This is a genomic window from Streptomyces sp. SP18BB07 (genome assembly GCF_036322545.1).
GTDB lineage: Bacteria > Actinomycetota > Actinomycetes > Streptomycetales > Streptomycetaceae > Streptomyces > Streptomyces deccanensis.
In genome coordinates this window covers 59646-74465 of the sequence record NZ_JAQYWT010000256.1, presented here as the reverse complement: position 1 = coordinate 74465, position 14820 = coordinate 59646, and the positions used below count along the sequence as shown (strand labels likewise).

Here is a 14820-nt window from a genome sequence, read left to right as displayed (position 1 = left end):
ACCGGGAGTCCCCCGTTGGCCACTGGTACGGAACCACCGGCAACAGAACCCCTTCCCCAGCGCGGCGTGCGGACCCGTACGCGCGCCGCGATCTCCGCCCCGCACCTGCGCACCGACCGCTGGTGGCTGGCCCCCGCCGCCACGGCCGCCGGACTGCTCGCCTTCATCGTGTACTCGACCTGGCGGGCCTTCGCGGACGAGCACTACTACGCCGCCCCGTACGTCTCGCCGTTCTACTCGCCCTGTCTGGCGGAACGCTGCGAACCCATGCACGGCGGCCCCAACTGGGAGATCTTCGGCGGCTGGTGGGGCATCTCACCGGCGATCATCATCCTGATCTTCCCGCTGGGCTTCCGCCTGACCTGCTACTACTACCGCAAGGCCTACTACCGCGGCTTCTGGGCGTCCCCGCCCGCCTGCGCGGTGGCCGAGCCGCACAAGACGTACTCGGGCGAGACCCGCTTCCCGCTGATCCTGCAGAACCTGCACCGGTACTTCTTCTACGCCGCCCTGCTGGTCGCCGGCATCCTCACCTACGACACGGTCCTCGCCTTCCGCGACGAGACCTACGCGTGGGGCCACATGGGCCTCGGCACCCTCGTGTTCCTCGTCAACATCGTGCTGATCTGGGCGTACACCCTCTCCTGCCACTCCTGCCGGCACATCGTCGGCGGCAAGCTCAAGCACTTCTCCAAGCATCCCGTGCGCTACCGGATGTGGCAGTGGGTCGGCAAGCTGAACGCCCGTCACATGCAGCTCGCCTGGGCCTCGTTGGTGAGCGTGGCGCTCGCCGACTTCTACGTGTACCTGGTCGCGTCCGGCGCCTTCGACGATCCGAGGTTGTTCTGATGTCCGTGGTCGAACGACAGGAGTGGGACGTCGTCGTGATCGGCGCGGGCGGCGCCGGACTGCGCGCCGCGATCGAGGCCCGCGAGCGGGGCGCCCGTACGGCCGTGATCTGCAAGTCCCTGTTCGGCAAGGCCCACACGGTGATGGCCGAGGGCGGCATCGCGGCCGCCATGGGCAACGTCAACTCCGGTGACAACTGGCAGGTCCACTTCCGCGACACCATGCGCGGTGGCAAGTTCCTCAACCAGTGGCGGATGGCCGAGCTGCACGCCAAGGAGGCTCCCGACCGGGTCTGGGAGCTGGAGACCTGGGGTGCCCTCTTCGACCGTACGAAGGACGGCCGGATCTCGCAGCGCAACTTCGGCGGCCACGAGTACCCGCGCCTCGCCCACGTCGGCGACCGTACGGGCCTGGAGCTGATCCGCACCCTCCAGCAGAAGATCGTCGCGCTCCAGCAGGAGGACCACAAGGAGACCGGTGACTACGAGTCCCGGCTGAAGGTCTTCCAGGAGTGCACGGTCACCCGGGTGCTGAAGGACGGCGACCGGGTGTCCGGGGCGTTCGCGTACGAACGCGAGTCCGGGCGCTTCTTCGTCCTCGAAGCGCCCGCCGTCGTCATCGCGACCGGCGGCATCGGCAAGTCGTTCAAGGTGACGTCGAACTCGTGGGAGTACACGGGTGACGGCCACGCGCTGGCGCTGCTCGCGGGCGCGCCGCTGCTCAACATGGAGTTCGTGCAGTTCCATCCGACGGGCATGGTCTGGCCGCCGTCGGTGAAGGGCATCCTGGTCACGGAGTCGGTGCGCGGCGACGGCGGGGTGCTCAGGAACTCCGAGAACAAGCGGTTCATGTTCGACTACATCCCGGACGTCTTCAAGGAGAAGTACGCGGAGTCCGAGGAGGAGGGCGACCGCTGGTACGAGGACCCGGACCACAACCGTCGCCCGCCCGAGCTGCTGCCGCGCGACGAGGTGGCGCGGGCCATCAACGCCGAGGTGAAGGCGGGCCGGGGCTCGCCGCACGGCGGGGTCTTCCTGGACGTGTCCACGCGCATGCCCGCGGAGACCATCCGGCGCCGACTGCCGTCCATGTACCACCAGTTCAAGGAGCTGGCGGACGTCGACATCACGGCGGAGGCGATGGAGGTCGGGCCGACCTGCCACTACGTGATGGGCGGGATCGCGGTCGAGTCGGACACGGCGGCGGCACGCGGGGTGCCGGGCCTGTTCGCGGCCGGTGAGGTGGCCGGCGGGATGCACGGCTCCAACCGGCTGGGCGGCAACTCCCTCTCCGACCTGCTGGTCTTCGGGCGCCGGGCGGGCCTGCACGCGGCCGAGTACGCGGCGGGCCTGGCCGGTGCGCGCCCTCCGGTGGACGACATCGAGGTCGACACGGCCGCCGCCGAGGCGCTGCGCCCCTTCTCCGCCGAGGGCCCCGCGCCCGGGGAGGCCGAGGCTGCGGGGGGCCGGCCGCCGGAGAACCCGTACACCCTCCACCAGGAACTCCAGCAGGCCATGAACGACCTGGTCGGCATCATCCGCCGCGAGGGCGAGATGGAACAGGCGCTGGACAGGCTCGCCGATCTGCGGGTGCGGGCGCGCCGGGCGGGTGTCGAGGGGCACCGGCAGTTCAACCCCGGCTGGCACCTCGCCCTGGACCTGCGGAACATGCTGCTGGTCAGCGAGTGCGTGGCGAGGGCGGCGCTGGAGCGCACGGAGTCCCGTGGCGGCCACACCCGCGAGGACCATCCGGCGATGGACCGCGACTGGCGCCGGATCAACCTGCTCTGCCGGCTCACCGATCCGGCGGCCGGCGACAGCGTGGGCGGCCCGATCGCCCTCACCCGAGAGACCACCGAAGCCATCCGTCCCGACCTGCTCGCCCTCTTCGACAAGGAGGAGCTGGTCAAGTACCTCGCCGAAGAGGAGCTGTACGAGTGAGCAGCTACGAGGAGCCGCGGTCATGAGCGGTTACGAGGCCCGCTTCAAGGTGTGGCGCGGCGATGTCGAGGGCGGTGACCTGAAGGACTTCAGGGTCGAGGTGAACGAGGGCGAGGTGGTCCTCGACATCATCCACCGCCTCCAGGCGACCCAGGCCCCCGACCTCGCCGTCCGCTGGAACTGCAAGGCGGGCAAATGCGGTTCGTGTTCGGCGGAGATCAACGGCCGTCCCCGGCTGATGTGCATGACCCGCATGTCGGTGTTCGAGCGGGACGAGACGATCACCGTGACGCCCCTGCGTGCCTTCCCGGTGGTCCGTGACCTGGTCACGGACGTGGGGTTCAACTACACCAAGGCGCGTGAGGTCCCGGCCTTCGTACCGCCGGAGAAGCTCGCCCCGGGCGAGTACCGGATGATGCAGGAGGACGTGGACCGGCCGCAGGAGTTCCGGAAGTGCATCGAGTGCTTCCTGTGCCAGGACACCTGCCACGTCGTCCGCGACCACGAGGAGAACAAGCCGGCCTTCGCGGGCCCCCGCTTCCTGATGCGTGTCGCGGAGCTGGACATGCACCCGCTGGACGCGGCCGAGGACACCGGCCTGGACCGCAAGAAAACGGCCCAGGACGAACACGGTCTCGGCTACTGCAACATCACCAAGTGCTGCACCGAGGTGTGCCCCGAGGGCATCAAGATCACGGACAACGCCCTGATCCCCCTCAAGGAGCGGGCCGTCGACCGCAAGTACGACCCGCTGGTGTGGCTCGGCTCGAAGATCAGGAGGCGCTCCTCGACGGGGTGAGGTCCCGGGCGGGCGGTCGACACCCCGCCCGTCGCACCCGGGCGGCTCCCCCACTCCGGCCCACCCCGCTCGCGGGCGCCCGATACCGGTCATACGCTCCCGAATGTGTCGTCGCGTCTGAGAAGGAGCCGAGCGCGCGGGGCCACGTCCCACATAGCCGTGCGCGTGTCCCACGCCGCGTTCGGGGGGCTCGTGGCCCTGGCGTGGCTCCTGCTGCCCACGACGACGCAGACAGCCGCCGAGGAACGACCCACGGGTCCGCACGCCGCCGAGCGGTCCGTGACCAGGGTCATGGGGCCGCCCGTCGGCGATCGGCCCGCGGCTGCCGCCCCCGGGCGGCTTGTCGTGGCGCCGGTCGTCGACGGGATCGCGGCTCCGGCCGACGACAGCGCCGGCTCGGATCTGATCCTGCCGGTGGCCGCCGCGGGCACGGCCGTCGCCGTCGCCGCGTACTCCCTCGTACGACGCAGGCGCCGCGCCCGGCTGCGCACGACACCGACCGGCGTCTTCGAAGCCCCCACCACCCCGCTGACCGACCTGCACCACCGCGCCCGGCGCCTGCTCGTCGAGACCGACGACAGTGTCCGCACCAGCACCGAGGAACTCGGCTTCGCGGCGACGCGCCCGGGCCACCCCGCCACCACGCCGCCAGCGGGTGAAGCCCCGGGCCCCGCCGAGGCCGAGCAGTCCCCGGAGACCGCCACGGACCGCCCCGAGGCCCGACCGGACGCGGACCAGCCGGGTACGAACGAGTCAGGCGTGCACCGGCCGGCCCGTGAGAACCCCGACACGGACCAGCCGACCTCGGACCAGCCGACCTCAGACCAGCCAACCTCGGACCAGCCGACCGCGGGCCAGCCGACCTCAGACCGGCCAACCTCGGACCAGCCGACCGCGGGCCAGCCGACCTCAGACCGACCAACCTCGGACCAGCCGACCGCGGGCCAGCCGACGTCAGACCGACCAACCTCGGACCAGCCGCCCACGGACCGACCAACTGCGAGCAAGTCGGACATGGAACAGTCCGGCCTCGACCGACCCGACGTCGGCGAGCCCCACCTCGACGGGCGCCACCTCGACCGGCCCGACGTCGAGAAGCCTGACGCCGACGAGCCTGACGCGGCGGGCCCCCCGGGGTCCGGCCCTCTCGGCTCGCGTGCGGCGCGGCCGTTCGTGCTCGACCCGGCGCAGCCCTTCGCCGAGACGCCCGCGATGCGGGACGCGGTGCGGCCGTTCGTGGAGGCGTTGGCGGACGCCCGGGGTGAACTTGTCGCCGCGTTCGGCGCGGGCCAGCGGCTGGACGAGGAGAGCGGATCGCTGTCGCCCGACGAGGAGCGCGCGCTGCTGGAGGAGATCCTCACCCGGTGCACGACGGCACAGCGGCGGCTCGACACGGCGACCCCCGCCTTTGATCAACTCCGGGCCCTGGAGCGGGACATCACCCCCGCCCTGGAGTGCGCCGAGGCCCGCTTCCGTGAGCTGACCGGCCGTACGGCGACCGCGACCACCACGCTCGTCGCCCTCCGCGACACCTACGCCCCCGCCGCCTCCCTCCCCGTCACCGGCCACGTCGAGCAGGCCAAGGACCGCCTGGTCTTCGCCACCACCGAACTGAACCGGGCCCGGCAGTCCGCCTACCCCGGCGACCTGGACACCGCGGCGGTGCACCTGCGGGCCGCCGAGGGCGCGATCGACCAGGCGGACCTGTTCGTGACCGGAGTGGAGCGGCTCGCCGCCGAGCTGGCCGACGCCACCGAGTTCGCGAAGCAGGGCGAGCCCCACACGGGCCCGTACGACGACCCCCTCGACGTCCTGCGCCGCCAGGACCGCTGGCTCCTGCCGTCCCGCAGCGCCGTCGCGGCCGCGGCCGACTTCATCACCACCCACCGGGCGGCGGTGGGCGTACGGGCCAGGACCCGACTGTCGGAGGCGGAACGGCACCTGGGGCTGGCCGGGGACGCCGAGAACGCCGACCACGCCCGCCGCGCGGACACCCTCGCCCTGGAGGCCCGCGAGCTGGCCGAGCAGGACGTACGGGCGTACGGCAACCCGTACGGCGGCCCGGTCGGCGACGGCCTCGCTGGAGCCCTCCTGGGCGGCATCATCCTCGGCGAGCCCCCCGACGGCACCGGCCGAGCAGACCTACGGGGCCCCGCCTGCTACGGCGGAACCGCCACCCGGGCCCGCAGAGCGGTGAGCGCCCGCTTCTAGAACAGGCTCAGCAACGCCTCCGCCGGATCCGTCAGGCCGTGCTCACCACCCGGCAACGGCAGTTCGAACCACACCGTCTTGCCGCGAGGCGTCCGGCGCGAGCCCCACGCGGCGGAGAGCAGCCCGACCAGCTGCAACCCCCGTCCGCCCTCGTCCGTGTCCCGGGCACGACGCCGGCGCGGCTGCACGAGCCCGGCGTCCCACACCTCGCACACCAGCGTTCTGTCCAGCAGCAGCCGGAGCCGTATCTCGCCCTCGCCGTACCGCAGCGCGTTGGTGACCAGCTCGCTGACCAGCAGTTCCGCCGTGTCGACGAGCGGCTCCAGGTCCCACGCCAGCAGCCGGCCACGGGCGTACTCACGGGCGCGCCCCACGCTGCGCGGCTCACGGGGCAGGGTCCAGTCGCCGACGGAATCCTCCGGCAGCCCCTGCACCCGGGCCATCAGCAGCGCGATGTCGTCCTCGCCGTGGTGGGTGTCGAGGGTGTTGAGGACGTGGTCGCAGACGTCCTCCAGGGACCGGGGCGTGTCCGCGCGGAGCGTGGTCGGCGGCTGACCGGGGTCCGTGAGCGCGCCGACGAACGCCTGGAGGCCCTCGTCGAGGGGGTGGTCGCGCGATTCGACCAGTCCATCCGTGTAGAGCGCCAACAGTGCCCCTTCGGGCAGTTCGACCTCCACCTCCTCGAACGGCTCGCCGCCGACGCCGAGCGGCATACCGGGCGGCACGTCGAGCATCAGCGCGCTCTCGCCCGGCTCGACCAGCACCGGCGGCAGATGGCCGGCGTTGGCGAAGGTGCAGCGGCGGGTCACCGAGTCGTAGACGGCGTAGACGCAGGTCGCGAGATAGACCTCGGAGAGGTCCTTGTCGCTGGGCCGGCTGGCGGCGGTGCGGGAGGTCGACTGGACGCCGCCGGGGGTGCCGAGGCCACGGGCGATCTCGTCGAGCGCCGAGAGGACCTCGGCGGGCTCCAGGTCCAGCAGGGCCAACGTACGTACAGCCGTACGAAGTTCACCCATCGCCACCGCTGCCCGCAGCCCGCGGCCCATCACGTCGCCGACGACGAGTGCCGTGCGGTGCCCGGGGAGTTCGATGACGTCGAACCAGTCGCCGCCGACCTCGGTGGCCGCGTTGCCCGGCAGATAGCGGCAGGCGATGTCCAGCCCGGAGGCCTCGGGGTCGCCCGGCGGCAGCAGGGAGCGCTGCAGGATGAGGGCGCGTTCGTGTTCGCGGCGGTAGAGGCGCGCGTTGTCGATGCAGACGGCGGCGCGCGCGGCCAGCTCGACGGCGAGCCCCCGGTCGCGCTCACCGAACGGCTCGCTGCCCTTGGTCCGGGAGAACTGCACGAGCCCGACGACGGTGTCGTGCGCGACCATCGGCACGGCGAGCGTCGACTGGATCAGGTTGCCCTCCTCGGGCACCTCCTGGGGGCGGGCGGTGCGCAGGGCGTCCGAGCAGGCCGAGTTGAACGGGTAGTGGTGGACGGCCCCGACGCGTACGGGGGCGGGGCCGCCGACGAACGGCGCGTCGGAGACGGCGCTGGCGAAGGCGACCCGGCGCAGCTCGGCGCTTCCGTCGGCGAGTCCGGGCGGGGTCTCGTCGCCCACCAGCAGGCCTTGGTAGAGGTCGACGGTGGCCAGGTCGCAGAAGTTGGGGACGACGACGTCGAGGAGTTCGCGGGCGGTGGTCTCCAGATCGAGGGAGTTGCCGATGCGCGAGCCCGCCTCGTTGAGGAGGGCGAGATTCCGCCGGGCCGCGGCGGCCTCGCGGGCGGCGGCGCGGCGGGCGGTGTTGTCGATGGCGAGCCAGGCGATGCCGATGGGGCGGCCGGTGCCGCTGTGTACGCGGTAGAGGTTGACGGACCAGTGGCGGCGCTCTTCGGAGCCGGGCACGAAGCCGGTGATGTGCATGTCCGTGATCGAGTCGCCGGTCTCCAGGACCCGACGCAGGGTCGCCTCGACCCGTTCGGCCTCCGGGGACTGGAGGTAGTCGTGCACGCCCCGGCCTCGGTGGTCGTCGACCTCGCCCCCGTAGATGGTGGCGAAGCGCTGGTTGGCGCGCCGCACCCGGAGATCGGTGTCTATCAGAAGGAAACCGAACGGGGATTGGCCGAAAATGGCCTGCGAAGCGGCAAGGTCGGTCTCTATCCGGCGCAGGGTCCGCACGTCCACGACGATGCACAGGGCGGCCCGCTCGCCGCCCTCCACGGTGGTGGGCATCACATAGACCTCGGCGAGCCCCTCCTCCCCGCCGGGGACCGGCACCCGGAAGGGGACCACGCCGGTCCACTCCCGGCCGTCGAGGACCTCGGCCATCTTTCGCTGGCCCTCCGCACGCCGATCGGGGTCGACGAACGCCTCGATGGGGTCCATCCCCACGGCCCGCTCCGCCGAGATACCGAACAACTGCTCGGCCCGCAGGCTCCACTGGTCGACGAGTCCGTCAGGACCGATCGAGAACGAAGCGACCTTGATGTAGTCGTACATGGACCCGGGCGGGCTGGTCTGCCACATCGGGTCACCGACCCCCTGACCACCCATCACACCCGCGCCCTCAGCGGATTCGCCCCCGCGACCGGCGGGTTCGACCGCCTCGCGCCCGGCGGAGCCGACCGCCCCACGACCGGCGGATCCGACCGCCCCACGACCGGCGGATCCGACCGCCTCACGGGCGGTTTCGCCCGCCGTACTGTCGCGTGCGGCGCCACTGTCGCGAGTGGCTCCGCCCAGGCCGGAATCTTCTGCGGCCTCGGGCCTCGCGCGGTCCGACGGGTTACCTGAACCCGTGGACTTCGTGGCCTTCGCTGGTATCTCGCTCACGCGAACCGTCCCCTCCAGCTCACCGCGTCCGGCTTCGGTCACCAGGGGCGGCTGCCCGCAGTATCCAGCACTACGGCGCCGCGCAACACGGTGTTCACGATCACAGCACGGTCCCGATCGTTTTTGGACCGGCTGCGACATACTCCCAAGACTTCTAACCAGGCGTTGCCCGCTCGAATCAAAGACTCCAGCCAGCGCTACTGGCTTGAACCAGTCGGTCGCACGCGCGCCCCCGGGAGCCGCCCCCTCCCCCCTGCCGTACGCCGTGAACCCCCGCCGTGCACCCGGACCTTCGCCCCGTACGTCGACAAGGGCGCTCAGCCGGGAACCGCCAGCTCGAACCAGACGGTCTTGCCCGCCTCCCCGGGGCGGGTACCCCAGGCTCGCGAGGAACAGGCCACCAACTGGAGCCCCCGGCCGCTCTCGTCGTCGACATCGGCCGCGCGTTCACGCGGTGGATCGGGCAACGGGTCGGAGACCTCGACCAGGAGAGTCCCGGAGGGGCCGGTGGGACGCACGAGCCGCACTCCGATGGGTCCGGTCGCATGCCGCAGCGCGTTGGTCACCAGCTCGCTCACCAACAGGGCGGTGATGTCCGCGAGCACCTCGAGCCCCCACTCGCGCAGCTGCCCTCGCACCACCGCGCGAGCGTCCCGCACCGCCCCCGGCTGCGCCGGAAAGGTCCACTCGGCGCAGTCGTCTCCGCTGTCGATCACGCCGATCACTTCCCAGTCCAGAAGCAGACCCTGTCCGGTTTCATGGGGTTAATGGGCACATACCCGATATCCCGCACGAAGTACCGCGCACGAGGGCGCACTGTGGCACGAACGGCGTAGAACCGACAACCCTTGACCGCCGACCCGGCCGAAAGGGGGCGCGGAGAACCGCGAGAACGGGGCCCGCGACGGAGTCGAGTCCCCGAGGGAAGTGAGGGGGACCCCCCGTGACGGGACGGGCCGAGGCGGCGGGGGCTGGGCGTCGCACCCGGCGCCGCATCACATGCCGCCGTCCCCCCAAGCCAGGCGCGCCGCCTCCATCACCGCCGGCACGTCCTGATCGAGCCAGTCGACGTCCCACACCTCGTCCACGGTCAGCCAACGCAGTTCGTCGTGGTCCTCCAAGGCTCGAGGCTCACCGGACAGCAGGTGCGCGATCCACACCCGCAGCACATAGCCCGGCCGCACCTCCCACTCGCCGGGCACCCGCTCCGCGGACTTCGCCTCGACGCCCAACTCCTCCCGCAGCTCGCGCACCAGCGCCTGCTCGGGAGACTCGTCGGGTTCCACCTTGCCGCCCGGCAGTTCCCACCGTCCGGCCAGCTCAGGCGGTGCGCTGCGGCGTGCGGCGAGCAGTCGGCCACCGCTCAGCAGAGCGGCTCCCACCACCACGATCGGTTCGGTCATGCGCGGGAGCCTACGGGAGCGGCCATGAGCGCCGGGCAGGGTGAGTCACTTGCTCCCATTCATCCCGCTCTGGCCGTTCTGCCCGATACGTTCGACCCAGTAGAGCTGCTTGTGCCCTCGGGCGTCGAGACTGTCCGCGATCTCCTGCGCCTCGGCGCGCGTCGCGTACCGGCCCACCCGGTAGCGATTGCCGCTGTCGTCCTGCCTTATGACGAGCCAGGGAAGAGTGATCGTGCCGTCGTTCATCGACCCCCACCGCTCCTTCCCGCCCCGGCCCCTCCAGGTCCCACCCCCGGATGCCGCCGCGCCCCGCCACCTAAGGAAACCGCAATCCGCATATGCCCGAGCGTACGCCCAACCTTCACGCAGCGAATCTGACTTCTCACAAAGAGGTACGCAACCAGCCAAGACAAGGGGGGCGCACCCCGTCGAACGCGCCGTCGATCACCACCCGCGCGCCCCCCTGCGCTCCGACGAGCAGCGGTCCCGTGCCGTACGCGCGAAACGGGCACCTATCGGGCACCATGACGACCCGCCGCCAAGAACGACCGAATTCGAACTACGTTCGGACGGTTCCCCCAGGCTGTGACGGTTTCAACTTCCCCCCGGCAAGAGCCACTTGACCCATGCCCGCGTCACCGCCCGATACACGTGAAACACACGAATTCCGCCCGATGCGCCAACGGGCCGCGCCCCGGCCTCACTTGACCGGCAAGTGGTACGCCACCTGGTAGCGGTCCGCCGGCACCACCACGTCCGCCGTCTCCACCGGGCGCCCGGAGGCGAAGTACGTGCGGTGGACGACCAGGACGACATGCCCGGGCACACCGCCGAGGGTGAGCAACTCCTCGGCCAGACCGGGGCGGGCCCCCACCTCCTCGGTGACGTTGTCGACGACGACGTCGATGGCCGCCATGCGCTCGACGACGCCCATGCCGCCGAGGGGGCCCTCCTCGGGGAGCATCACGGGTGTGCGGCCGGTGAGGGCGAGGGGCTCCCAGGAGGTGGAGAGCATCATCGCCTCCCCCGCGTCCCGGAAGGTGTACCTGGTGCACATCACGCGGTCCCCGGGCTGGATCGCGAGCCGCTCGGCGATCGTCCGGCCCGCCTCGACCTGCTCGCTGCGCGACTCCCAGGTGCCGCGCGCCCCGGCGTCGGCCTGCTCCTGCCGGAAGGGGGTGGCACCCCCGGCGGGCCGGAACCCGGAGCGGGCGACACGACGCGGCACCGGCCGCTCTCGCACATATGTGCCGGACCCCGAGCGACCTTCCACCAGCCCCTCGGCCATGAGCACCTTGCGGGCCTCCAGCGCGACCGTGTCCGAGACGCCGTACTCCTCGCGGATGCGGGCCTGGGAGGGGAGACGGGTGTGCGGCGGCAGCGATCCGTTCACGATCTTCCTGCGGAGATCACCCGCGACACGCAAGTACGCCGGCTGCTCACCGAAAGTCACTGGCCGCTCCCATCTGGATGTACAGACAGCAACAGCGTGGCAACCGTGGGTTGGCCAGGCAAGCAAAGGCCAGAGAATCACTCGATGTGATGACATGTGCCCGGTGAGGGCTTTACGCAGGCACTTTCTCCCCACTATGGACGCCGTCACACCTCGGCGCCGGGCCCGTCCTCGCCGTCGCCCTCGCCCTGGCCGCCGCCGGTGTCCTCGTCGTCGTACGTCGGCGGTTCGGTGGCCAGCCCCAGAGCCTCGCGCGCGGTGATGGCCTTGGAGCCGTCCGTCAGTCGGTGCGCCGCGTCCCAGTGGTCGGTGAAGTCGTCGGCGTCGCTCGCCTCGTGCGCCGCCTCCCACTCCTCGCGCGCCAGGTCCAGGACCTCGGCGTAATCGGCGACGGCCTGCTCGACGGCGGGCCCCCAGTCGTGGGCGCGCAGGGCGGACGACTGCCGCTCCAGGGCGTCGACCACCTGTGACGCCCATTTCTTGTGCCCTGCCAGGTCGTCCTCGACGTAGTCCGTCTCGGGCATCCCGTCGAAGGCGCCGTTCAGGATCGCGTCGGCCTCAAGGAAGGCGAGCTGGTCGTCGTCGAGGGTCGTCTCGTCCTGCCGCAGCGAGCCCGTCAGGTGGGCCCGCGGGTCCACGTTGCCGAACATGCAGGTGATCTCGCGGTCGCCGTAGCGCCAGCTCTCCCGTGTGGGGGTGAAGTAGTAGACGTCGACGTCGGCGGGGAGCGCCCAGGTGTCCATGGCGTACGCCTCCGAGAGCTCGTAGCACCGGTCGTCGGCGGCTTCGGTGACCGCGTCGTCGCCGGGGTAGTCACCGTCGGCCCGATCGGCGTCCGGCATCGGGAAGTTGGCGAAGACCTCGGCGTCGTGCTCACCGTCGCACGGGACGATGTCGACGTCGTACGCGTACCCCTCCAGGGAGTCGGTGCGCGAGTCGAAGCACTCGCCCTTCGCCACCGAGAACGTGCCACCCGCGTCGCTCGCCGCGCTGCGGAAGCCGTCCCACGCGTCGCGCGCGCCGCCCGTGGTGAGGGCGAGGGTCATCAGCAGCGCGCCGACCGTCGACAGCGCGATTCCGGCCACCGCCATGCCCTTGCCGCGCTCCCCCTTCTTCCTGATCTGCGCCAGCGCGACGATGCCCAGCACGAGCCCGATCCCCGGCAGGAAACAGAGCACTCCGAGCACGAGCGCGGCGATCGCCAGCCCGTTGACGGGCGGGGTGGGCGTCCAGGCCGGATACGGCTGCCCCCAGGCCCGCCCCCAGGGTTCGGCGGCCGTCCCGTACGGATACGGCTGCCCGCCACCATCCGCCTGCGGCTGCCCCGACGGCGGGAACGGGCCACCTCCGTGAGGCGGCTGGGGCCCGAAGGGCGGGGGTGTGACCACGGGTACGGATACTCCTTGCACCGAGCAGAGGGGAACTGGCGTACGACTGGGCGCATGGTAAGCGCGTGACGGCCACGCGCGATACGCCGGGCACCCCGGAACCGGCGCCGTCGCGGAGCCACCCGCCCGGCCGTCCCTGCCGCCGCGCCCGGCCGGCCCTGCCGGTGTGCCCCTCCGCGACTAACCTTCGTTCATGACCCCTCTGCCGGATCGCTTCTGCCCGACCGACGGTACGCGCGTCCCCGCCGCCTCCCTCGCCTGGTGCTGTCCGGCCTGCCGGGGCCCCCTGGACCTGGACTTCGCGCCCACACCGGCATCGCTCAAGTCGCTCTCCGGCCGGGTGAACTCGCTCTGGCGCTACGCGGAATGCCTCCCCCTGGCGTCGCCCACGGTCTCGCTGGGCGAGGGCCGGACCCCGCTCGTCGAACTGCGGGAGGGCATCCAGGCCAAGCTCGACTTCCTGATGCCGACGCTGTCCTTCAAGGACCGGGGCGCGGTCCTCCTCGCCGAGCTGGCCCTGCGCCTCGGGCCCCGGCAGGTGATCGCCGACAGCAGCGGCAACGCGGGCACGGCGGTCGCCGCGTACTGCGCCCGCGCCGCGCTGCCCTGCACGGTGTACGTCCCGGCCGGCACGTCGGACAAGAAGCTGGAGCAGATCGGGGCGCACGGCGCGCAGCTCCACCTCGTCGACGGCGACCGCGAGGCCACGGCCCGGGTGGCCCGCGCGGCGGCGGACGAGGACGGCGTCTTCTACGCCTCGCACGTCTACAACCCGTACTTCCTGCACGGCACCAAGACATACGTCCACGAACTGTGGGAGGACCTGGGCGGCCGCCTCCCCGAGGTGATCGTCGTACCGGTCGGCAACGGCACGCTGCTGCTGGGCGCGGCCCTCGCCGTCGCCGAACTGCACGCGGCGGGCCTCATCGACCGCCGTCCCGCCCTCTACGCCGTCCAGTCCGCCGCCGTGGCACCGCTCGCCCACGCCTGGACCGAGGGCGCCGACGACCTCGTCGGAACGACTCCCACGGCCCCCACCTTCGCCGAGGGCATCGCCATCCCCCGCCCGCCCCGGGCCCGCCAGATCCTCCGCGCCGTCCGCGACTCGGGCGGCGCCTTCCTCACGGTGACGGAGGACCAGATCCGCCATGCCCAGCGCGACCTGGCCTCCCGCGGCCTGTACGTCGAGTCCACGGGCGTGGCCTGCTGGGCGGCGGTTCGGGAGGGGGCGCTGGGATCGCGCACGGCGGTGGTGCCGTTGTGCGGCGCGGGCGTGAAGACGGGGTTGGCGGGGGCCTAAAGCCCCGGAGGGCTCGCCGGCGCCGGGATCAGTACGCCGCGTACAGCATCAGCGCGAGGAACCCCGCGCCGGCCGCCGTCAGCAGCATGCTGCCGCGCTTGTGTCCGGCCCACAACAGGAGCGCTCCGGCGGCGACCGCCAGCGCCCCGACCTGATGTGCCGACCTGCTCGGAAACTGCCCAGCGAGAGAGATCGACACCCCGAACCAGCACGTTTCCGACAGGGGAACTCACCGAACACCGGTGGCAGAGGGGGGAATTTCCCTCTTGCGAGCCTTCCGGCTGCGTAACAGAGCCGCTCTGCGACTAGGCTCTGTCCCGTCGCCCGGTGCCCCGGCGTGGCACCGGACCACAAGAAGCACACGCCCAGTCGGCGCGTGCGAGGTAGAAAGGCACGTCAGGTGCTGAGAGAGACGAGCGGCCCCGAGTACGTCTCGGACCTGGTGGACATCACCGACCTGCCCATGGAAGCGCTCGAGGACCTGCCGGACACGGTTCTCGCGTCGGTGCTCCACGATGTGCGATTCCCGTCGGGCGAGAGCTTCGCCGCGTTCGCGTCGGCACTTCTCTGACCCGTCCACAGCCTTCCTCACCGCCTTTCGGCCAACTACGATCCGTCCTTCCTCGGTGAGTTGAGCCCCGGTCCAGCGGGGTATCACGTT

Annotated in this window: 13 protein-coding genes; 6 read left to right on the top strand and 7 right to left on the bottom strand. The window is 71.6% G+C overall.

Annotation, left to right across the window (positions count from 1 at the left end; genetic code table 11):
- The first annotated feature begins 15 nt into the window (after nt 1-15).
- The 4 genes from PUR53_RS10435 to PUR53_RS10420 all read left to right on the top strand — a co-directional run bounded on the left by PUR53_RS10435 (nt 16) and on the right by PUR53_RS10420 (nt 5799).
- Complete coding sequence (locus PUR53_RS10435; protein ID WP_329898220.1) at nt 16-849, top strand: hypothetical protein; 834 nt, start codon at nt 16-18, stop codon at nt 847-849.
- Nucleotides 849-2789 carry a fumarate reductase/succinate dehydrogenase flavoprotein subunit gene (locus PUR53_RS10430; protein ID WP_329898219.1) on the top strand — a complete coding sequence of 647 codons (1941 nt, stop codon included), beginning with the start codon at nt 849-851 and terminating at the stop codon, nt 2787-2789. Before PUR53_RS10435 ends, PUR53_RS10430 begins: the two co-directional genes overlap by 1 nt.
- Nucleotides 2790-2811: 22 nt before the next feature.
- Nucleotides 2812-3588, top strand: coding sequence for a succinate dehydrogenase/fumarate reductase iron-sulfur subunit (locus PUR53_RS10425; protein WP_329898218.1), 777 nt, complete (start codon nt 2812-2814; stop codon nt 3586-3588).
- Nucleotides 3589-3753: 165 nt separating this feature from the next.
- Nucleotides 3754-5799 carry a hypothetical protein gene (locus PUR53_RS10420; RefSeq protein WP_329908086.1) on the top strand — a complete coding sequence of 682 codons (2046 nt, stop codon included), beginning with the start codon at nt 3754-3756 and terminating at the stop codon, nt 5797-5799.
- Here the strand turns inward: PUR53_RS10420 and PUR53_RS10415 are convergent.
- From PUR53_RS10415 to PUR53_RS10390, 6 genes are all read right to left on the bottom strand, one after another.
- A complete protein-coding gene (locus PUR53_RS10415) occupies nt 5796-8657 on the bottom strand; it encodes a SpoIIE family protein phosphatase (RefSeq protein ID WP_443080282.1) in 2862 nt (953 codons plus the stop codon). The two genes, PUR53_RS10420 and PUR53_RS10415, sit on opposite strands and share 4 nt — an antisense overlap.
- Before the next feature lie 275 nt (nt 8658-8932).
- Nucleotides 8933-9340 carry an ATP-binding protein gene (locus PUR53_RS10410; protein ID WP_329898215.1) on the bottom strand — a complete coding sequence of 136 codons (408 nt, stop codon included), beginning with the start codon at nt 9338-9340 and terminating at the stop codon, nt 8933-8935.
- 270 nt (nt 9341-9610) lie between these two features.
- Nucleotides 9611-10018, bottom strand: a complete 408-nt coding sequence (locus PUR53_RS10405; protein ID WP_239757017.1) for a (deoxy)nucleoside triphosphate pyrophosphohydrolase — start codon at nt 10016-10018, stop codon at nt 9611-9613.
- Between the two features lie 45 nt (nt 10019-10063).
- Entirely contained in the window at nt 10064-10264 is a 201-nt protein-coding gene (locus tag PUR53_RS10400) for an SPOR domain-containing protein (protein ID WP_329898214.1), read from the bottom strand.
- A 454-nt stretch (nt 10265-10718) separates the two neighbouring features.
- Nucleotides 10719-11471 (bottom strand): GntR family transcriptional regulator, encoded by a 753-nt coding sequence (locus PUR53_RS10395; RefSeq protein WP_329898213.1) that lies wholly within the window; start codon nt 11469-11471, stop codon nt 10719-10721.
- 146 nt (nt 11472-11617) lie between these two features.
- Complete coding sequence (locus tag PUR53_RS10390; RefSeq protein ID WP_329908085.1) at nt 11618-12859, bottom strand: DUF4190 domain-containing protein; 1242 nt, start codon at nt 12857-12859, stop codon at nt 11618-11620.
- Nucleotides 12860-13052: 193 nt separating this feature from the next.
- Between PUR53_RS10390 and PUR53_RS10385 the strand changes: the two genes are divergently transcribed.
- Nucleotides 13053-14159, top strand: a complete 1107-nt coding sequence (locus PUR53_RS10385; protein ID WP_329898211.1) for a threonine synthase — start codon at nt 13053-13055, stop codon at nt 14157-14159.
- 28 nt (nt 14160-14187) lie between these two features.
- Here the strand turns inward: PUR53_RS10385 and PUR53_RS10380 are convergent, their stop codons facing one another.
- Nucleotides 14188-14358, bottom strand: a complete 171-nt coding sequence (locus tag PUR53_RS10380) for a hypothetical protein (protein ID WP_329898210.1) — start codon at nt 14356-14358, stop codon at nt 14188-14190.
- A gap of 201 nt (nt 14359-14559) precedes the next feature.
- Here PUR53_RS10380 and fxsA point away from each other — a divergent pair, with 201 nt between their 5' ends.
- The gene (gene fxsA, locus PUR53_RS10375) at nt 14560-14730 is read left to right on the top strand and encodes an FxSxx-COOH cyclophane-containing RiPP peptide (protein WP_063774451.1); all 171 of its coding nucleotides are present in this window, start codon (nt 14560-14562) and stop codon (nt 14728-14730) included.
- The last annotated feature ends 90 nt before the right edge of the window (nt 14731-14820 follow it).